The organism is Nostoc piscinale CENA21 (genome assembly GCF_001298445.1).
Classification (GTDB): Bacteria; Cyanobacteriota; Cyanobacteriia; order Cyanobacteriales; family Nostocaceae; genus Nostoc_B; species Nostoc_B piscinale_A.
Genome location: NZ_CP012036.1, coordinates 3,084,802 through 3,104,860 on the forward strand (window position 1 = coordinate 3,084,802; position 20,059 = coordinate 3,104,860).

Here is a 20,059-nt window from a genome sequence, read left to right on the forward strand (position 1 = left end):
GAAAATTTACTGGGTAATTATAAAAAATTGTAAATTTTTCATTTATTTATTAAGATATGTAACCCAAAAATTAACCTACCGTGATTAAAAAGCTGAATTAAAACCAAAAAATTATTCAAAATCTGCTATTGCCATTGCCAGAAATCTCAATTCCAAAACATTACTCATCACCTCTTAAATGAAGGGAGGAAATTCATTTGTCTAAAACATATCGTGTAGCTATTTTGGGTGCGACTGGTGCTGTCGGTACAGAGTTGCTGGAATTATTAGAAAGTCGAAATTTTCCACTGGCAGAATTAAAATTACTGGCCTCTGAGCGCAGCGCGGGGCGATCACTTAAATTTAAAGGCGAAAATTTAGTAGTAGAACCAGTCAGCGATCGCACCCTAGAAAATGTAGATTTAGTATTAGCCAGTGCTGGTGGTTCCACATCCAAAAAATGGGCTCCAGTGGCCGTTGCAAAAGGCGCAGTCGTCATTGATAACTCCAGTGCTTTTCGGATGAACCCGGAAGTGCCTTTAGTTGTGCCAGAAGTGAACCCCCAAGCCGCCGCCGCCCATCAAGGCATTATCGCCAATCCCAACTGCACGACAATTTTGATGACAGTGGCAATTTGGCCATTACATCAAATCCAACCGATAAAACGGATTATTGCCGCCACCTATCAATCAGCCAGTGGTGCTGGTGCTAAAGCAATGGCAGAAGTTAAAACGCAAGCTGCTGCTATTCTCCAAGGACAGGAACCAGTTGCGGAAGTTCTGCCCTATCCTTTAGCATTTAACTTATTTCCTCACAACACCCCAATCAATGATTTTGGGTACTGTGAAGAAGAAATGAAAATGGTGAATGAAACGCGGAAGATTTTTGACACCCAAGAAGTTAGGATTAGTGCAACTTGTGTACGGGTTCCCGTACTTCGCGCCCATTCCGAAGCCATTAACCTAGAATTTGACACTCCATTTAGCCCAGATACCGCCAGAGAAATCTTAAGTAATGCGCCAGGGGTAAAACTAGTAGAAGATTGGCGGGCAAATCATTTCCCCATGCCCATAGAAGCTACCGGTCGGGATGAAGTGTTAGTGGGGAGAATTCGTCAGGATATATCTCATCCCTGCGGCTTAGAACTGTGGCTTTGTGGTGATCAAATTCGCAAAGGCGCAGCTTTAAACGCCGTGCAGATTGCAGAATTATTAGTGGCAAAAAATCTGCTCAAGCCAGCAGCAGCATATATTTCTCAGTAGTTTTGTGTCATGAGTCCAACATCAATGACAACAAACAAATGAGTGCTTCACTCTTGAAAGTAATTGGCGAATAAGCTATTACATTATAGAAAACCACCAACATAACAAAAACCAAGCAGGTAATCAGGAGAAAAACGAGGGTGGGAGATTTTGGTAGAGTTTTAACCGCTATGATCACACCGTTTAAAGCAGACGGTAGTGTTAACTATGGTGTAGCGGCAGAACTAGCAGCGCATCTAGCTAACAACGGGACAGATACGTTGGTGGTATGCGGTACAACAGGAGAATCCCCAACCCTAACTTGGGAGGAGGAATACCAGCTATTTTTGGAAGTATTGCAGGCTGTGTCTGGCAAAGCCAAAGTGATAGCAGGATGTGGTTCCAATTCCACCAAAGAAGCGATCGCAGCTACCCAAAAGGCGGCTAAAATAGGAGTACACGGTACATTACAAGTTGTACCTTATTACAATAAACCGCCCCAAGCTGGTCTATATCAACATTTTCAGGCAATTGCCCAATCTTGCCCTGATACTCCCGTGTTGTTATATAACATTCCTGGTCGTACCGGTCAAAATCTCAGTGCCGAAACCGTTGCCAAATTAGCGGAAATTGATAATATTGTTGGAATAAAAGAAGCCAGTGGTAATTTAGACCAGGCAAGTGAAATCCGTCGCTTGACATCACAAGAATTTCAGATTTACGCTGGAGATGATTCTCTTACCTTGCCCTTGTTAGCACTGGGGGCAACAGGAGTAGTCAGTGTGGCTTCTCATCTGGTAGGAAACCAACTACAGCAGATGATTCAAGCTTTTAGTGCGGGAAAAATTGCAGAAGCCAGAGACATTCATCTTCAACTCTTCCCGTTATTTAAAGCTTTATTTATCACTACAAACCCCATTCCCATTAAACAAGCACTCAAACTTCAAGGTTGGGAGGTTGGTTCAACTCGTCCGCCCCTATGTGATGCTGACTCAGAAATAAGCCAAATACTGGAGGCGGTGCTTCAGAAACTGAATTTAATTTAGGCAGTATATGATTGGCAAATTGCCGCAAATCTATATATGAATAATGGGCAGATTTTCAGGATGCACTTTCCCAAACAGTGCTACCACTGCTCTAGATATTGAAGATTTCGATTTTATTGCGCCAAAAGTTGAAAATCTAAACGAAATTTGACTGCTTTCCCAGAGAGAGCCAGTGTTGTCTTTAATACAAGCTTGCTAACCTTCAATTTATTAACACTAAACTACAATCTAACTAAGGAGAAAATGGCTAAAAACGAAGCTGACTCCGCCCTCAAAATTATTCCTTTGGGCGGTTTACATGAAATTGGCAAAAATACCTGTGTTTTTGAATACGAAGATGAAATTATTCTGTTAGATGCAGGTTTAGCCTTCCCGACGGAAGCAATGCACGGTGTGAACATTGTGCTGCCTGATACGACATATCTCAGAGAAAACCGCGATAAAATCAAAGGGATGATCGTCACCCACGGTCATGAAGACCATATTGGCGGCATTGCTTTTCACCTGAAGCAGTTTGAAATCCCAGTGATTTACGGGCCAAGACTAGCAATGGCCATGTTGGAAGGGAAGCTAGAAGAAGCAGGTGTACGCGATCGCACAGAATTGCGTTCAGTTATGCCCCGTGATGTTGTCAGGATTGGTAAACACTTCTTTGTTGAGTACATTCGCAATACCCATTCCATCGCGGATAGTTTCACTGTGGCGATTCATACTCCCCTGGGTGTCGTGATTCACACAGGGGATTTTAAATTTGACCACACCCCAGTTGATGGCGAAAAATTCGACTTGCAACGCTTGGCAGAACATGGTGAAAAAGGCGTGCTGTGCTTATTGAGTGACTCCACTAACTCAGAAGTGCCGGGATTTACACCTTCGGAACGTTCTGTTTATCCCAACTTGGATCGGGTATTCAGTCAAGCCACTGGGCGATTGTTCGTCACCACCTTCGCCTCTTCTGTCCATCGCATCAATATGATTTTGCAACTGGCGCAGAAACATAACCGTGTAGTCACTGTGGTGGGGCGTTCGATGTTGAATTTGATTGCCCACGCCCGTAACTTGGGTTATGTCAAATGTGAAGATAACTTACTGCAACCACTACACATGGTTCGCAGCCTGCCAGATGAAAACGTGTTGATTCTCACCACAGGTTCTCAAGGTGAGACAATGGCAGCCATGACCCGCATTGCCAATAAAGAACATCCTCATATCAAAATCCGCGAAGGCGATACCGTTGTCTTTTCCGCTAACCCCATTCCCGGCAATACGATCGCAGTTGTGAACACCATTGATAAGTTGATGTTGCAAGGTGCGAAGGTTGTCTATGGCAGAGATAAAGGGGTTCACGTTTCTGGTCACGGTTGTCAGGAAGACCAAAAACTGATGATTGCTTTAACTCGTCCCAAGTTCTTTGTCCCCGTTCACGGCGAACATCGGATGTTAGTGAAACACTCCGAAACTGCCCAAAGTATGGGTATCCCTGCCGAAAATATGGTAATTATCCAGAATGGGCATGTTATAGAACTAACAGAAAATTCTATCAGTGTGGCGGGACAAGTGCAGTCTGGGATTGAACTGGTAGATACTTCTAGTTCTGGAATGGTGAGTGCCAAAGTGCTGCAAGAACGGCAACGGATGGCGGAAGAAGGAATTATCACAATTGCGACTGCGATTGATTGGACTGGTAAACTGATGGCCAAGCCCGAAATCCATCTGCGGGGTGTTGTTACCAGTGTAGAGCGATCGCTGATCCAAAAATGGGTACAGCAACGCATTGAGGAAATCCTCGGCGTGCGTTGGTCAGAATTTGCTGCTTTGGGCGGTGAGCAACCAGAGGTAGACTGGGGTGGATTGCAAGGAACTTTAGAACGAGAATTAGCACGTTCAATTCGGCGAGAATTGCAATGTCAACCAACAGTGACTTTGTTAATGCAAATTCCTGATGAACCAGAAACACCAATGAAAGTAACCGATGGCAGAAGAAGACGGACGCGGACGGCGGCGCAAGTGGCTTCTTGAGGAGTGCTGAGTACTGAGTGCTGAGTAAATAATATTTTAGAGGCGTTGCGATGCAACGTCTTTAAAATATTAATGGTCTAATTACCTGATATAACAAAACAATCACTATTGGGACGATAATCGGGATAGTTACAAGCAGTCCCCATTTATCAAAGCGCAATTTTTGGCCTTCCGACTTGAACAGCGCAATGACTGCAACTGCGCCCATAACTATCCAGACAACTCCAAAGATAATAAAGATCACAAATGCTGAGTCTGGCATTCTTTTGCGGGTATTGGATGTGGCAGCCTAGTACAACAAGGCAAAAGTAAAAAGGCAAAAGGAAAAAGAAAGAATAACAATACTACAAGCCTTTTAGCAATTCCTTATAGTCTGTTTATTTACGCCAACCTGTACTATATACTTAGACTAGCGAAATCTTAGAGAAATTGTACTTTGGCATTTAAGCCTTTGGAGCGTAACATTTTTGTGAGATTTTCGGCAACAGAGCGATCGCTAAATGCCCCAGCATTCACATAATTTCCTGACATAGAAACATCTGGGAAAGCGTTGGGAACAAAGCGACGCACTTTGTCGAGGGTATCGCTATTTTGCAGTGGTACTGCTGCTACATAATAACGATTGCTCACAGGACGATTTAGCGCCACAGAATTATCAAAACCTAGTGCTTGCCAAGTTTGTGCATCTACTTTACCCGTAGGATTTAAGCGATATTCCTTTTGAAATTCCACTACAGCCGCTTTGGTATATTCGCCAAACACCCCATCTAATGAGCGATTAAAATATCCTAATTGCGACAAACGCTCTTGGACTGCTTTGACATTTTCTCCCTTTGCACCCATTGAGAGAACTACCCTAGTTGGTTGATTAGAATATCTTGCTGTCCAGACTTGACGAACAGCTTTTACAAGTTGGGCATCAATAATGCCATCGGCTGTGAGTTTATTGTCTCGTTGGAACTCCACAACAGCATTTCTTGTTAATGTGCCAACAGTCCCAGTCGGAGCGCCATAATAGTAGCCTAAATCCCCCAGTAGTTGCTGCACATCTCTTACTTGCTGACTGGAAGTATTTGGGCTACTAGAAACCGGAGGATTATACAGTGCATCCCAAGTTTGGGCATTCGCAACCCCAGTGGCGGGTAAACCTGCTTTGCGTTGAAAGGCAATGACAGCATTTTTAGTGATGCTTCTATAATTCCCGGTGGGATTCATCTTAAAGTAGCCCAAATCTCGCAAACGTTGTTGCAGTTTGGTGACTGCTGGGCCGCGGCTACCTTCCGCCAGAGTAGGATATTCGCCACCAACACTTAAATTACTTTGTAGTGTTTGGGCTGTTCTACTATCAAAAACTCCGTTAGCCGGAATTCGAGAAGCTTGTTGAAATCGGATGAGTGCTTGCTGAGTTTGTGAGCCAAAATAGCCAGTTTTGGGGCCTGTAAAATAACCTAAATCCCGGAGATTTTGTTGTAACTGAGCAACTGCTGTACCTCTACTACCAAAACGCAATTGTCCATTGCTACTTTCACTAGGAGTCCCACTTTGGCATGATTGTTGTAAAGCTTGCTGAGTCCTAGCACCTACAATTCCATCAACAGCCAGCCCTCGCGCTTTTTGAAAGCTACTCACGGCTTGTCGAGTTAAATTCGCAAATGTGCCAGTTACAGGGCCATTAAAATAACCTAAATTTTTTAAGCACTGCTGAATGTTTGTAACTGCTGTACCACGACTACCTACTTGCTGAAGTGCGAAAGTTTGGTCAGCTAGGTTTAAAATTCCGATAGTCAGTGCTACAGATAAAAGCCGCATTGCCACAGGGCTAGACAGCTTAGGCCAATGCCAAAATTTAAATTCTAATTTTATCGGGACAATCTCTATGTTTTCCGAGGCTTCGTAGGCTGAGGCGACATGAAGATAACCAATGGCTTCCATGATGTTTTCCCAAGTTTTCGGGTGATGACAATTCCCTGAGTAAAATAAAAAAGTATTTCGATTGACTTTTATTTTAAGGTTTTATGGGTTTGGCTATGTGTTTACATCACAAGGCGCAAACTGCTTTTCGGCAAGAGTGAAAAATTTTTATCTTAGAAATTAATTGGATTGATAGGAATCTATAAATTTTTTCGATTGCTAATTACAGTAACAAGCTTATATAAAAATATACCACTTCCTATAAGTGATAACTGAGACTTTTACTAAAAAAGTATAAAGATTAGAGAGTAGGAAATAGGTAGTAAGGAGTATTGAGTCAAGATGTGAATGATTTCTAACTTTAGTTGGTACGTTCAATGTTGCCAATTTTTACCCAACCTTCTTGGTCGCTACCTTCTGTGCGAATCTTCACCCAAGTTTTATCAGGGTTTTCTTCCAAAACGATGATTTTTTGATTGAAAGTTACTCCACCAACTTTTTCGGCTGACTGATTAGGTTCGGCACGTAAACTTAAGCCGTCAGACCAAGTAACACGCCCTTGATAAGCACCAGGGGGTAATTTTTCAGGAGATTTTGTAGGAGTTGCTGAGGGGGTTGGAGTGGCTTCAGATTCAGGTGTGATGACAGAATCGTTTTTAGGTTCGTTGGTGGCTCGGTTTTTCAAAGAAGGATTATCATTGGCAAAAATCGGTTTATTGGGCGGTATGGCAGTTTGATTGATGAAATAAAGTGCCACCGTCATACCTGTACCTAATAAAACGGCGATCGCTAAGATAAAACCTAGTATTAATTTCAGTAGACCAGAAAGCATAGTTAATTTAATAGTCAATAGTCAATAGTCAATGGTCAACGGTGAATGGTCAATAGTCAATAGTGAAGTATGAAGTATGAAAAGGAACAGGGAACGGACAATAGGGGGATATGTTTCCTGTTCCTTTTTTACTCTAATTCTCTGGAAATGCTTTAGCGTAGCTTGCCGAAAGCATCGCTGAGGGGGCTGTGTTTTGAGGCGAGACGCGCTCTCCCAGCCGCCGCCCATTCTTGTAGTTTTTGAATTTGTTCTACAGCCGTTCGCGCTAAGGGGATGATTTGGCTGGCGGCTTCTAAAATATCGTCGGTGTTAAAATCACGGTTTTGGCTAAATCCAATGTGCATAGCTTCAATCAAAGTTTGCTCAATTTCCGCCCCAGAAAAATCAGGTGTTTCATAAGCTAACCTATCGATGTCATAGCTTTTCAAGTTATGAGGGCGCAATCTGGATAAATGAACGTTAAAAATTGCTTTTCTTTCTTCTTGAGAAGGTAAACCAACAAAGAAAATTTCATCAAATCGCCCTTTTCGCAACATTTCTGGCGGTAAGGCTTGAATGTCATTGGCTGTAGCCACAACAAATACAGGTGAGGTTTTCTCTGCTAACCAGGTGATAAAAGTGCCAAATACCCGGCTAGTTGTACCTGCGTCACCTTTGCTACCCAGCCCCGAAAAGGCTTTATCTATTTCATCAATCCACAAGATACAGGGGGCGAGGGCTTCGGCTACCTGAATCATTTGGCGTGTGCGTAACTCTGATTCCCCTACTAAACCGCCAAATAACCGCCCTACGTCTAAGCGTAACAAAGGTAAGTGCCAGTGATGAGCGATCGCTTTAGCTGTTAAAGATTTTCCTGTTCCTTGAATCCCCACCAACAACAAACCACGGGGATGGGGTAAGCCATACTGACGCGCTCGTTCGGTAAATGAACCACCACGCCGCAACAGCCAATCTTTGAGATTATCAAGTCCACCAATGTCAGAAATTTGCTCAGTGGCGGGGTAAAAATCAAGAATTTGGGTTTGGCGGATGGTTTGACGCTTTTCTTCTAATACTAAATCTACATCTTCTGGTTGTAATTCACCATGAGTTGCGATCGCTCTCGCCAAAACCCGCCGAATGCGTTCCATAGACAGCCCTTGACAGGAGCGCACCAAGTCATCTAAAACCTTGCCAGATAGAGAGTTACCAGTAGTTTGCAGTAACCGTTCTATCTCGGTTTTAATTTCCGGCGCGGCGGGTAAAGGAAATTCCACAACCGTTAAAACTTCGGTTAAGTCGTCAGGAATGGCGATGCGCGGTGATAACAACACAATATTTTTTGGTTGTGATTTTAAAAGTCGGGCAAAATTGCGGAGTTTGCGGGCGATCGCCACATCATCTAAAAAACGATGATAGTCTCGTAAAATCACTACGGCGGGTGCTGCGGCTGGTAATTTCTCTAAAAATTCTAAAGCTTGTAGGGGATTGCGTCGCCCAAAATTCGCATCATTGGGGTTTCCTTGATAGCCATCGACAAAATCCCAAGTATAAACAGGGCGATTACCTTGATTGGCGGCTTCTTCCCTGATGGCTGCTTCTACCCGTTCTTCTTCGTAGGTGGGAATGTAAATTAACGGGTAACGGGCGCGTAGCAGCAATTTAAACTCTTCACGGAAGTTCATATTAAAGCTTTTAGTTATGAGTTGCTCTTGATGGCAATGTACAACTTTCTTTCACCAATCAGCTATAAATGCTGTCTAGCCGTTGTAGAGTTTTTCAACACGAAGTTGCGCGGATGCACGCTAAGTAATTCAGATAGAGGAGAGTTTTGCCGAGTAAGATAATAAAGTAGACAAAGAATTTTCAAATAATTATCATAAAATTATTCGTCTACTCAGCAGTAGCCATGTCTTTTAACCTTCGCAACATTCATCCTTTATCTGACTTTCAACGAAGTGCTAAAACCTTTTTAAACACCCTGAAAGACACCCAATCACCTATAGTTTTGACGGTGAATGGTAAAGCCGCAGTTGTTGTCCAAGATGCTGAAAGCTATCAACGCTTGCTAGAACGCATAGAACTTTTAGAATCTTTAGCCAGAATTCGCAAAAGTATAGATGAATTTGAGCAGGGGCAAGGAATTCCTTTGGACGAAGCCTTTCAGCAATTGCGCCAAAAGTATGACATACCGGATTGAAATCTCACCCACAGCCAAAGCAGATGTCGAAAATATTTTTTTGTGGATGAAAGATTACTCCGTCGATCAAGCTCATCGGTGGGTTAGAGGTTGCTACGAAATCATGCTAACCTTGGAAAACTTTCCGAATCGTTGACCGCTTGCGATCGAAAGCCAATACCTGAATTTACCTGTGCGCCAATTACTGTATAAAAAACAATACAGAATTCTATTTACAGTAACTACGGAAAACGACCAAGATAACCAGGGTATCGTGCAGATTCATCGAGTTCTGCGTGCAGCCCAAGAAAGATTGCAAGATTTATCACAGCTGCGTGGTGATGATGAAATATAGCAAGAAAGACATTGAAGATTTTTAATTAAACAATCCAAAATCTCAAGTTCTGCTGCTTTCTGCTATGTCTCACCTTGTAGTACAATCGCCTATCTAACTGAGATTGATAGAATTAGGTTAGTAGGAATTTGCACAATTGAGCCATTGAAATAATCATGCCCTCTGAAATTGCTGTTGAGAAAAAAAAAGTTAAAAAATCCGCCACTGAAGCTGCACTATCTGGGCGATCGCGCGTTGCGTCAACCAGCCAAACGTATTACCAAAATTGATGACGAACTGCGCCAACTGGTACGAGAAATGTTGCAAACTATGTACAGCAGTGATGGCATTGGTTTGGCTGCGCCCCAGGTAGGCATTAATAAACAACTGATTGTGATTGATTGCGAACCAGATAACCCCGCAAATCCGCCACTGGTATTAATTAATCCTGTAATTAAACAAGTCAGCAAAGACATCTGCGTTGCTCAAGAAGGCTGTTTGAGTATTCCGAACGTTTACATGGATGTGAAGCGTCCTGAAGTCGTGGAAATTGCTTACAAAGATGAATATGGCCGTCCCAAGACATTAAAAGCTGGCGACTTACTAGGGCGCTGCATTCAACACGAGATGGATCACCTCAACGGTGTGGTATTCGTTGACCGTGTAGAGAATTCCTTGACTTTGGCACAGGAGTTATCTAAAAATGGCTTCTCGTATCAAGCGGTGAAACCAGTAGCATAGGGGGCCAGTAGTGTATTTAACTCCAAAAAGCGGTTTATTTCTCGGTGCATCTTGCATAACAGCGATCGCTGCCGTCGGTTCGGTGTTTGAACTCAGTTATGGACAGCCAGATTTAGGCTTTGAAACCACTGCAATTATCTTAGGATTAAGTATTCCTCTAACAGGATTATTTTTTATTGCCGCAGTGAGGGACGCAAGGGCTAACATAAAATAAGCATCAGGTATATAAGAAAGGTAAAAGGATGACCAAAATCAAAGTTCACCCTTTTACCTTTTATTTTTCTACCTACACCTGTCAGTCCTAGCCTCTCTTTTCAACTTTGGTAACTCAGCACTCAATACTTTTGAAGTCAGCAGGTAAAATTTATCTTGTGGGTAGGAAAACGCCCTAATTCAAGAGGAATTGACTGTGGAACCTAAAATTAACTGCGCCCAAGCCTGCGTTAATGGTTGTATTTTAGGGGATAAATGCCCCAATATCGAGTTTAGAGAAGCAGCCTCACAATTCATTAAAGAGACTTCTTTAGACGAAATGCTGGCTATTGCGGAAGAACGTCTGCGTAAAAAGATGATGGAACCGCCAAAATGGGTGCTACCGGAAGACGCTTAATTATTGAGCGATAAACCGAAATTCGCTAATCAGGGTCTTGTTTTCTTAGAGGAAATTGGTAAGGTGTGTTACGGCTTCAGCCTAACGCACCGCTAGATGATGGTGCGTTAGGCGCTCGTATCTAGTTTTTGTGATGAATTAACTCACAATCTGCGCCTAACAAACTCTACGAGAATTTTATTTTTATAAATAACCTCTGAGCAGTTGATTAATTGCTAGGAATAGCTTAAACATACTGGCATAGTTAGATCAATTAACGGTGGAGCCTTCGTAGAAATAACTATGTCAGAACTAGCAATCAGCACTTCATGGGTGAAGCTTTCACAAAATAATTTGCAAATTTCGGCTTACTTGGCGCAACCACAAGAACCCGGTACTTATCCCGGAATTGTGGTAATACAAGAAATTTTTGGTGTTAATAGCCATATTCGAGATGTGACCGAGCGAATTGCCAAGTTAGGGTATGTTGCGATCGCACCTGCGTTGTTTGATCGGTTCGCTCCCGGTTTTGAAACGGGTTACACCCCAGAAGATGTTGAAGTTGGCAGAAAATACGCTTGGGAGCAAACTACAGCATCACAATTACTCAGCGATATTCAATCAGCCATTGATTATCTCAAAACTCTACCCCAAGTCAAACAAAACGCCATTGGTTGTATTGGCTTTTGTTTTGGTGGTCATGTAGCCTACCTAGCGGCTACTCTCCCAGATATCAAAGCTACTGCATCTTTTTACGGTGCGAGGATTACTAATAGCACACCGGGAGGTGGTGCTGCTACTTTGACGCGGACTCCAGAAATTCCCGGCACACTCTACGCCTTTTTTGGAATGGCAGATGCCAGCATTCCCAAGGCACAAACTGAAGAAATTGAAGCAGAGTTAGAAAAATACAAAATTCCTCATCGTGTCTTCCGCTACGATGGAGCTGACCACGGATTTTTTTGCGATCATCGTGCCAGCTATAATCCAACAGCTGCTGCTGATGCTTGGATTCAGGTACAACAATTGTTTAGTCAATTGAACTGAACGTCATTTGTCCTTGGTCATTGGTAATGACCAAGGACAAATGACCAATGACCCATCTCAAAATTCAGTGGTCATAGCTAAATAACAATTAATTTTCATTAGTCATGAATTCCGAATCGAAACTTTCTCAAAAAGCCAATTCGTCGTTTACAATGGACGATTTTGCTCAAGCACTAGAAAAACACGACTACCAGTTTCAAAAGGGACAGGTGGTTCACGGTAAAGTGTTCCAGCTTGACCCAGATGGTGCTTATGTTGATATTGGTGGCAAGTCGTCGGCTTATATTCCCCGCGATGAGGCTTCTTTGAGAGCTGTTACCGATTTATCGGAGGTACTGCCTTTACATGAAGAATTAGAGTTTTTGATTATCCGCGAACAAGATGCAGAAGGTCAAGTAACTCTTTCTCGCCGACAGTTAGAAATTCAACATATCTGGGAAAAAGTCGCGCAAATGCAAGAAAATTCCCAGACGGTAGAAGTCCGGGTAACAGGTGTGAATAAAGGTGGTGTCACCGTTGATTTTCAATCTTTGCGCGGGTTTATTCCGCGATCGCATTTAGCAGAACGTGATAACTTAGAAGCACTCAAGGGTCACACGTTAACAGCTGGCTTTTTGGAAGTAGACCGCAACAATAAAAAACTTATTCTTTCTCAACGTTTAGCAACTCGTTCGAGTAATTTCAGTTTGTTAGAAATTGGTCAGCTAGTTGAAGGTAAAGTAACTGGGATTAAACCATTCGGAGTGTTTGTTGATTTAAATGGCATGAGTGCCTTGCTACATATTAAGCAAGTCAGCCAAAAATTCATTGAATCTCTCGAAAAAGTCTTTCAAGTCGGTCAAACAATTAAAGCTGTCATTATTGACTTGGATGAAGGCAAAGGTAGAGTTGCCATTTCTACAAGAATTTTAGAAAATTTCCCTGGCGAAATTCTAGAAAATCTCGATGAAGTCATGGCTTCAGCCGAAGCACGCGCTCATCGTGCGGCAAATAAAGCTGCTGAATAGCTGTTCTCGCGTTTCCTAGCCTACTAAGGTACAAATTTTTTATCTGTTTCCATCTGCGTACATCCGCGTTTATCTGCGGTTAATTATTCTTGCTTGTACCTTAAACAGATCAGCTTTAATAAGTCCAAAATAGTCATTAGTTATTTGTATTTCCAAAGGACAAATGACTAATGACTAATGACACTCTCAACCAGAGATGTTTACTTGAAATCAACATCAGTTTAATAAAGATTTTTCTAAGCGATAACTCTTTCTAAGTTCCTGCAAAGTTTCTTCTGTAAAGGCAAATTTAATTAAAGCAATTAACTCCCCCCAACTTTGCAAGTTATGTTCAGAAATAGTTTGCCAAAACTCATTGATAAAAAATTCTGTCCACCATTCAGGCGCTTGCTTTCTGTAAGCATAGTCATGTTGTTTCCGCCACCGCCTACGCCATTTAACAAACTCAGCAGGTGTAGGTGGTTCTACGCCTAAAATCGGCGGAAAATCAGCATAACTCACAAACCTACTTACACCCTTTGCATGGATGTAAACTACATACCGCCAGCATTCGATTGTATGTATATCACCAAAGCCAATGCGAAACATCAAACAAATTGCTTCTTCTGTGACAAATCTTGCTAGTGAATTAATAGATAACGATTTATGAACAATTTTTGATGCACGGATGACAAGTGTCCTGGGCTTGAGTGATGATACCATGAAAATATCTGTAACTTCGGTAGAATGAACCCTATCGGTGTTTACAGTATGCTTTTTGTAAACAATGCGATCGCCTTTCAGTTTTGCAGGCCGGAAGGCGGTCTTTTTATAGAGTATAATTATTAAAAGACTTATACCAGTCAATTGTCAACTAACTTATGGGAATGATTCGCCTGAAGATTCGAGAGTTTGCTGCGGAGAAAGGCTGGACGCTGAAAGAAGTCTCTGACCGTTCTGGTGTAGTTTACAGCACTCTCAGAACTTACGCGCGATCGCCGGGACTAGCAACTGTAGATTTTACAGCCATTCAAAAGTTAGCCAGGACTTTTGATGTGATGATTGAGGAATTGGTCGAAGTTGTTCAAGAATAAAATTTCCGACTTCAGATTTTGTCTCAATAATTCTGCAATGTTATGGAGATTCACGAAAATTGCTGTGTTCCTAGCCAGGCTAAGTAAAGAAGAAAGCATACTAGGAAACACAAGTGCGATCGCACCATGAAGAATTGTAGGAGAATGCCTCCAGAAATCTGTAAAACATAGTTAATCCTCAACAGCCGTACTTCTGAATCATTATCTTGGCAAACTAATTGTTTTAAGATACAATTTCCGCCTTAAGGAAGCAGGTTTATATACTTCTGCAATTGGGGTATTATTCACAGTTTTTGCTATTTTATTCCCGACTTTTTGGAAATCTATTCAGGCGGAATAATGAAAAATTTAGGATTTACTTTGTGGTTTACTGGACTTTCTGGTGCTGGCAAAACCACAATTTCACAAGGTGTTGCATTGGAATTAAAAGCAAGAGGTTCTCGTGTCGAAATCCTCGATGGGGATGTAGTGCGGACTCATCTATCTCAGGGTTTAGGGTTTAGTAAACAAGACAGAGATACAAATGTCTGTCGGATTGGATTTGTTGCTAGTTTGTTGAGTCGTAATCAAGTTGTTGCTATTGTTGCAGCAATTAGTCCTTTTAGAGACAGCCGCGCTCAAGTCCGGCAGATGAATGATAACTTTATTGAAGTTTATGTCAAAGCATCTTTAGAAGCTTGTGAACAAAGGGATGTCAAAGGATTGTATGCTTTAGCGAGAGCCGGAAAAATCCCAGAATTTACAGGAATTGATAGCCCCTATGAAGAACCTTTAAATCCAGAAATTGTTTGTAATACTCAGCAAGAAAATATTACAGAAAGTATTAATAAAGTTATCAAATATTTAGAAACAAGGGAATATATTCGAGCCACTTCAGTTAGTAGTGAAAAACCCAGTTTGACAGCATAATTGTAGGGTTTAATATTATTGCATTCCTATTTGATATGTGAACAACAGAGATAAGGGAGACAAGGATGACAGGGTAGACAAGGGAGAAAGATGTTTGTAAATCATTTAGGATTTCTATATTCACAAATAGCGTGCTAAAACTTCAGCAGTAGCTTTTCCTGTGTTTTCCCAACTAAATAAATTTGCTCTGGCGATACCTTTAATAGAGAGATGCGATCGCAATTCTGAATTTGTCGCCAGCAATTGCATCGCTTCAGTAATTTCTGCAATATTGTAGGGATTCATTAAAATTGCGGCATCCCCAGCAACTTCAGGTAAAGACGAAAGGTTCGAGGTGATGACTGGTGTACCGCAAGCCATTGCTTCTAGAACAGGGAAACCAAAGCCTTCCCACAGACTAGGAAACACCAGTGCGATCGCACGATTAATAATACTGGGTAATTCTTGATAATCAACATAGTTGAGAAACTTGACTTGATGAGTGATACCTAATTCCTCAACTTGTAATTGCAAAATAGGGGTGTAACGTGCATCGGTTGGCCCTGCTAACCATAGTTCATAATCTTGATGGTTTGGGAGTGCAGCAAAGGCATTCATCAAGCGTTGTAAATTTTTATAAGGGTCTTGCCGACCAATGTAGAGAAAGTAGTTGCGAGTTGGTAAATTGAGATGACGAAAATGGGTGCGATCGTGCGCTAAGGGAATAGGAGTAATTTTACTAGCTGGAATTTGGTAAAAACTAACAATATCATCAGCCGTAGCTTGAGAATTACAAATAATATGCTGTGCTTGTTTTAGGACTTGGGGAATATAGTAACGATGATATGGCGTTAGTGGTGAAAAGCGTTTAGGAAAGCGCAACGGTATTAAATCGTGAGACATCACGACAAAACGACAGTTACTATATAGAGGTGCTTCCGGTAGAGGCGAAAATAAAAAATGCGATTTTAATTCCCTATAAATTTTAGGTAATTGAAACTGCGTCCACAATATGCGGTTAAAATGCCCTTTTGTACCATCAGCAGGAGTCAGATTATTTGGTACAGAATAGCAATTAAACTCAGGGTAATTATAGGCAGTTAATAAAGTAGGATTTAGAGATTTTAAATAAGGAAAAAGATTTTGGGCATAGTTACTGATGCCTGTTGGTTTAGCTAAAAGTATCGATAAGTTAATAATTAGCTGATGGGATGAGTCATTCTCTGTTTTATTCATTCAAATATTTTTGCACAAGAAAAGCCCTTAACAATCACACTAGCTCTGATGTGGATATCGCCTCAAATAGATTAACACACCATTTATTTTTCCTAATGCCATCTGTGGTTTAATCGGGAATAAAATGAAAGAATACAGAATTAGTCTAGCTAATCTAACTATTTGTACTGTTTTATTTGTATATTTTTCTAATGTTAATAAATAGCTGTATGTGCTGTATTTAAGTTTCAGGAACATATTGCGATTGGTAATGGAAGAAGGCTGATGAATGACACTAAATTTTTTTGTGACTGCTACCAAATACCCTTGTTGGGCATAACGTCTACAAAAATCAAAGTCTTCATAATAAAGAAAGTATGCTGGATCAAATAAAGGTATTTCTGAGAAGTTGCCTAAATTAATAATTAAACTACAGCCCGAAACCCAATCACAAGTAATGTAATCTATATCTGTATTTGTTAACATATCTTGGCTGAAAATAACACCAGTAGCAGGAATAAAATTACCACCGCCAAACCAGACTTCACCTGTAGGTGTATAAATTATAGAACCAATAATTGATAGTTCAGAATGAGAATCAAAAAATATCTGGGCTGTTGCTAAAGAATTTTCTTGTAAATAAGCATCAGGGTTAATTATCCAAATAATTGCTTGCTTATTTTCTTGATAAATATATTTTATACCCAAGTTACAAGCCTGACCAAAACCAATATTAGTTTCAGCATGGATAATCTGCACACATTGATTTCTGAGACTATTAATCTCAGTATCATCAGAGGAATTATTGACAATAATGAGTTTATAATTACTGTGATTACTGGAGGGTAACGAATTAATTAATTTAGTTAACAGATTAGTCGAGTAATAGTTAACTGTTAAAAAGTAAATCATGTCAGTTCGATGTGACAATCATCACCAATCAAAAAGCGCAAAGCTTTAGGACGGCGGGGAGCAATTGTTAATTCTGCTCGTTGACCAATAACGCTATCAATAATCCGCTGGTCAATTCCAGCAATTTTAGCACCTTCTAAAATTACGCTATGTTCTACATCGGTGTCGATGAGGGTGGTGTTATTAGCAATGCTAGTATAAGGGCCAATAAAACAATTTTCTAAATAACAATCGCTACCAATAATCACTGGGCCACGAATTGTAGAATTAATAATTCGAGAATTAGCACCTATTTGGATTCGCCCAATAATTTGGCTTTTCTCATCCACTTCACCTAGATTAGATGTCGTTAAATAAGTATCTAGAATTAAACGGTTAGCTTCTAATAAATCATCTTTTTTCCCAGTATCTAGCCACCACCCGTCTAAATTACAAGCTAAAACTTGTTTTTGCTGATTGATTAAACATTGAATAGCATCGGTGATTTCTAACTCGCCTCGTTGTGAAGGCTGAATTAAAGAAATCGCATGATGAATAATGGGAGAAAAGAAATAAACGCCTACTAAGGCTAAATTTGATGGGGGAATTTTCGGCTTTTCAATTAATTGCAATACTCGCCCGTTATCATCAACCTTAGCTACACCAAAAGCACTAGGATTAACAACTTCACGTAAAAGAATTAACGCATCTGGTTGTTGTTGAGTAAATTTTTCCAGAAAAAAACTTAAATCGCCTTGCTGAATCAAGTTATCGCCCAGATACATAATAAAGGGTGAATCTGCTAAAAAAGAACGAGCGATCGCCACTGCATGAGCTAACCCGGCTGGCTGGTCTTGTAAAATGTAAGTAATCTTCGCTCCAAAAAGTTTGCCATCTCCGGTTTTGCTTTGTACTTCTTTCCCCGTTTCTGGCTGATAATAATTCCAATATCTGTAATCCCGGCCGCCACCATTTCTTCAATTCCGTACCATAGAATTGGTTTATTGGCAACGGGAACAAGTTGTTTTGCGCCTGTATAAGTGAGTGGACGTAGACGTGTGCCTTTACCGCCAGAGAGAATTAGTGCTTTCATAATGATCCAGATTTAGAGAGCCATTCTTGGAGCATGAGTCTCAGGCTGTGTCGCCAATAAGCTGGGTGAGTTCCTAAAACTTGTGATATTTTCCCACAAGCCAGCACAGCATAAGCAGGGCGACGGGCTAATGTGGGGTATTCGGCGGTGGTAATGGGGATAATGTTCTGCACTGTGAGAGGAAGGCCTAATTGTTGAGCTTCTTCTAAAATCGCCACAGCAAAATCGTACCAGCTAATTACGCCACTGTTGGTGTAGTGGTAAGTGCCGGCAATTTCTGGTGTTAATTGGGGGATAATTTGGGCGATGACCCCAGCAATATCTCGCGCCCATGTAGGACTACCAATTTGGTCTGTAACTACCCTGATTTCTGGACGTTCTTTACCCAGTCGCAGCATCGTTTTGACAAAGTTACTTTTACCAAAGCTGCCATAAACCCAAGCTGTGCGGAGAATAAGGTGATGGGGAGTTGTTTGGGTAATTGCTATTTCTCCTGCAAGTTTAGTTTTCCCGTAAGTATTTAATGGGTTAGTTGCGTCAGTTTCTTTGTATGGCTGACTTTGTTGACCATCAAATACATAATCTGTGGAAATATGAATTAAAAACGAGCCAAGTTCTGCACTTTCTTGGGCAATGATTTCCGGTGCTGTTGCATTTACGGCTGTAGCTAGTTCCGGTTCAGTTTCAGCTTTATCTACAGCAGTGTAAGCCGCAGCATTAATAATGATTTTTGGTTGGATCTCTCTGATGATTTGGCGTAGAGTATCAGGTTGAGTCAGGTCTATTTCAGGGCGTGCAAAGGCTATGATTTTGTGTTGCGGGGTCAAGATTTTTTTGTAGTTCTTGACCGACTTGACCGTTACTACCCAGCAATAAGATTGAATCATTCATAGACTTCTGCACTTTTAAATGCCTGAACGTTGCTATTCTGCAAAATTTCAACCATATTAAATCATGTCCAAGTTTTTCCAAGTTTACCTTTTAAACCATGATAAGTTCCCAATAGACAAGCCCAGAGTTTGAGATATTTATGCTCCAAATTCAAATCATAAAACATAATCCAAAACATAGTACTCAGCATATATTTTATCCGCCATAGTACACTTGTTAAACGATAATAGCCTTGAGCATAACGAGTTTCTAAGTAAGTATGATTACGACAGATATAATAGTGCCGTAAAGCTGAGTATTTTTGTATGTAACGCTCTTTTTGGAGAAAATTTATTTTAATAGGATTACCAAAATTGTGATACATGATGGCTTGAGGGACAATCAGATTATGGAAACCTTGTTGTTTTAGTCGCAAGCCGTAATCAAGGTCAACACCATCAATGAATAAATCTGCACGAGGATAACTAATTTTTTTGGCTGCATTCAAAACGATTAATGAACCAGAAGTAATAGGTGAATCGCATTCATAATATTGCTCCTCACTTAAAGGTTTATAAGCAAGAAAGCGATATTGATCAAATATTGCTCCATCAACGCTTTTATTACTTCTCTGATCAAATGCGGCTGGCGCAAGTATCCCAATTAAATAATCAGACTTAGTAAGAGTTTTGTAAGTACTTATAAGTCTAATTAAACAATCTTTATGGGCTACACTATCCTGATCAAAAGCCCATAAGAAATCATAGTCTTCCTCAATTGCCCATTTAATTGCCAAAGTTAGTCCTGCACCAATTCCTATATTTTCGGGATGAAACTTGACGATAATATTTTCTTGATTTGCAAGATGAAGTAAAGGTTGTTGTATGGAGTTATCTACTATGAGTAGCTTATCAACAGCTATAGATTGATTAAAAATTGCATTAATACAATTTTTTTACTGCTGTTGAATCTTCATAAGCTGTTATGTAAGCTGCTATTTTGTATTGCTCCATTATTTACTTTGCCTATACTTATTCATGTTTTATCCTCAAGTTATTTTCATGGATGACCTCAAAAATAGCTTTTGCAACAGTGCGTTGAGTCAAGTAGGTCTATATCAAGCTA

Annotated in this window: 20 protein-coding genes and 3 pseudogenes; 13 read left to right on the forward strand and 10 right to left on the reverse strand. The window is 40.8% G+C overall.

Translation table 11 applies throughout. The features are described 5' to 3' along the window. The first annotated feature begins 197 nt into the window (after positions 1-197). The 3 genes from ACX27_RS13335 to ACX27_RS13345 all read left to right on the forward strand — a co-directional run bounded on the left by ACX27_RS13335 (position 198) and on the right by ACX27_RS13345 (position 4,285). Positions 198-1,241, forward strand: a complete 1,044-nt coding sequence (locus ACX27_RS13335; protein ID WP_062293124.1) for an aspartate-semialdehyde dehydrogenase — start codon at positions 198-200, stop codon at positions 1,239-1,241. A gap of 140 nt (positions 1,242-1,381) precedes the next feature. Further along, a complete protein-coding gene (gene dapA, locus ACX27_RS13340; protein WP_062293127.1) occupies positions 1,382-2,266 on the forward strand; it encodes a 4-hydroxy-tetrahydrodipicolinate synthase in 885 nt (294 codons plus the stop codon). Positions 2,267-2,509: 243 nt separating this feature from the next. Beyond that, positions 2,510-4,285, forward strand: a complete 1,776-nt coding sequence (locus ACX27_RS13345) for a ribonuclease J (protein ID WP_062293129.1) — start codon at positions 2,510-2,512, stop codon at positions 4,283-4,285. Between the two features lie 61 nt (positions 4,286-4,346). Here ACX27_RS13345 and ACX27_RS13350 read toward each other — a convergent pair whose 3' ends face one another. The 4 genes from ACX27_RS13350 to ACX27_RS13365 form a co-directional block, all read right to left on the reverse strand. Next, the gene (locus ACX27_RS13350; protein ID WP_062293132.1) at positions 4,347-4,547 is read right to left on the reverse strand and encodes a hypothetical protein; all 201 of its coding nucleotides are present in this window, start codon (positions 4,545-4,547) and stop codon (positions 4,347-4,349) included. 158 nt (positions 4,548-4,705) lie between these two features. Further along, positions 4,706-6,217, reverse strand: coding sequence for a peptidoglycan-binding domain-containing protein (locus ACX27_RS13355; protein WP_062293135.1), 1,512 nt, complete (start codon positions 6,215-6,217; stop codon positions 4,706-4,708). A gap of 340 nt (positions 6,218-6,557) precedes the next feature. Further along, positions 6,558-7,028: an SH3 domain-containing protein gene (locus ACX27_RS13360; protein ID WP_062293137.1), complete on the reverse strand. Its 471-nt coding sequence runs from the start codon at positions 7,026-7,028 to the stop codon at positions 6,558-6,560. Between the two features lie 152 nt (positions 7,029-7,180). Further along, a complete protein-coding gene (locus tag ACX27_RS13365) occupies positions 7,181-8,692 on the reverse strand; it encodes an AAA family ATPase (RefSeq protein WP_062293140.1) in 1,512 nt (503 codons plus the stop codon). A gap of 224 nt (positions 8,693-8,916) precedes the next feature. Here ACX27_RS13365 and ACX27_RS13370 point away from each other — a divergent pair, with 224 nt between their 5' ends. The 8 genes and pseudogenes from ACX27_RS13370 (at position 8,917) to ACX27_RS13400 (ending at position 12,904) form a co-directional block, all read left to right on the forward strand. After that, the gene (locus ACX27_RS13370; protein WP_062293142.1) at positions 8,917-9,207 is read left to right on the forward strand and encodes a type II toxin-antitoxin system Phd/YefM family antitoxin; all 291 of its coding nucleotides are present in this window, start codon (positions 8,917-8,919) and stop codon (positions 9,205-9,207) included. Beyond that, on the forward strand, positions 9,191-9,343 hold the full coding sequence (locus ACX27_RS33780) for a type II toxin-antitoxin system RelE/ParE family toxin (protein ID WP_235526623.1): 153 nt from the start codon (positions 9,191-9,193) through the stop codon (positions 9,341-9,343). Before ACX27_RS13370 ends, ACX27_RS33780 begins: the two co-directional genes overlap by 17 nt. A gap of 36 nt (positions 9,344-9,379) precedes the next feature. Beyond that, positions 9,380-9,541, forward strand: coding sequence for a hypothetical protein (locus ACX27_RS33785; protein WP_235526624.1), 162 nt, complete (start codon positions 9,380-9,382; stop codon positions 9,539-9,541). Positions 9,542-9,696: 155 nt separating this feature from the next. Further along, positions 9,697-10,261, forward strand: a pseudogene (def, locus tag ACX27_RS13380) (peptide deformylase). Between the two features lie 10 nt (positions 10,262-10,271). Further along, positions 10,272-10,475 carry a hypothetical protein gene (locus ACX27_RS13385; RefSeq protein WP_062293148.1) on the forward strand — a complete coding sequence of 68 codons (204 nt, stop codon included), beginning with the start codon at positions 10,272-10,274 and terminating at the stop codon, positions 10,473-10,475. Between the two features lie 195 nt (positions 10,476-10,670). Then, positions 10,671-10,871: a hypothetical protein gene (locus ACX27_RS13390; protein WP_062293151.1), complete on the forward strand. Its 201-nt coding sequence runs from the start codon at positions 10,671-10,673 to the stop codon at positions 10,869-10,871. Positions 10,872-11,153: 282 nt separating this feature from the next. Then, positions 11,154-11,897 (forward strand): dienelactone hydrolase family protein, encoded by a 744-nt coding sequence (locus tag ACX27_RS13395; protein WP_062293154.1) that lies wholly within the window; start codon positions 11,154-11,156, stop codon positions 11,895-11,897. Between the two features lie 104 nt (positions 11,898-12,001). Continuing rightward, a complete protein-coding gene (locus ACX27_RS13400) occupies positions 12,002-12,904 on the forward strand; it encodes a S1 RNA-binding domain-containing protein (RefSeq protein WP_062293157.1) in 903 nt (300 codons plus the stop codon). Positions 12,905-13,120: 216 nt separating this feature from the next. Here ACX27_RS13400 and ACX27_RS13405 read toward each other — a convergent pair whose 3' ends face one another. Next, on the reverse strand, positions 13,121-13,606 hold the full coding sequence (locus ACX27_RS13405; RefSeq protein ID WP_062293161.1) for a hypothetical protein: 486 nt from the start codon (positions 13,604-13,606) through the stop codon (positions 13,121-13,123). A 158-nt stretch (positions 13,607-13,764) separates the two neighbouring features. Here ACX27_RS13405 and ACX27_RS13410 point away from each other — a divergent pair, with 158 nt between their 5' ends. Both ACX27_RS13410 and cysC read left to right on the forward strand, forming a co-directional pair. Further along, positions 13,765-13,977, forward strand: coding sequence for a helix-turn-helix domain-containing protein (locus ACX27_RS13410; protein ID WP_062293164.1), 213 nt, complete (start codon positions 13,765-13,767; stop codon positions 13,975-13,977). 339 nt (positions 13,978-14,316) lie between these two features. Further along, entirely contained in the window at positions 14,317-14,886 is a 570-nt protein-coding gene (cysC, locus tag ACX27_RS13415; protein ID WP_062293167.1) for an adenylyl-sulfate kinase, read from the forward strand. A 120-nt stretch (positions 14,887-15,006) separates the two neighbouring features. Here the strand turns inward: cysC and ACX27_RS13420 are convergent, their stop codons facing one another. The 5 genes and pseudogenes from ACX27_RS13420 to ACX27_RS13440 all read right to left on the reverse strand — a co-directional run bounded on the left by ACX27_RS13420 (position 15,007) and on the right by ACX27_RS13440 (position 19,880). Next, positions 15,007-16,101, reverse strand: a complete 1,095-nt coding sequence (locus tag ACX27_RS13420) for a glycosyltransferase family 4 protein (RefSeq protein ID WP_062293170.1) — start codon at positions 16,099-16,101, stop codon at positions 15,007-15,009. Between the two features lie 39 nt (positions 16,102-16,140). Then, positions 16,141-16,992 carry a glycosyltransferase gene (locus ACX27_RS13425; protein WP_062293172.1) on the reverse strand — a complete coding sequence of 284 codons (852 nt, stop codon included), beginning with the start codon at positions 16,990-16,992 and terminating at the stop codon, positions 16,141-16,143. Beyond that, a pseudogene (locus ACX27_RS13430) lies at positions 16,989-18,064 on the reverse strand (glucose-1-phosphate thymidylyltransferase). The gene ACX27_RS13425 and the pseudogene ACX27_RS13430 overlap by 4 nt, the downstream one beginning before the upstream one ends. Continuing rightward, positions 18,061-18,955, reverse strand: a pseudogene (gene rfbD, locus ACX27_RS13435) (dTDP-4-dehydrorhamnose reductase). The pseudogenes ACX27_RS13430 and rfbD overlap by 4 nt, the downstream one beginning before the upstream one ends. Positions 18,956-19,016: 61 nt before the next feature. Next, on the reverse strand, positions 19,017-19,880 hold the full coding sequence (locus tag ACX27_RS13440) for a glycosyltransferase family 2 protein (RefSeq protein ID WP_335337832.1): 864 nt from the start codon (positions 19,878-19,880) through the stop codon (positions 19,017-19,019). Positions 19,881-20,059: the final 179 nt, after the last annotated feature.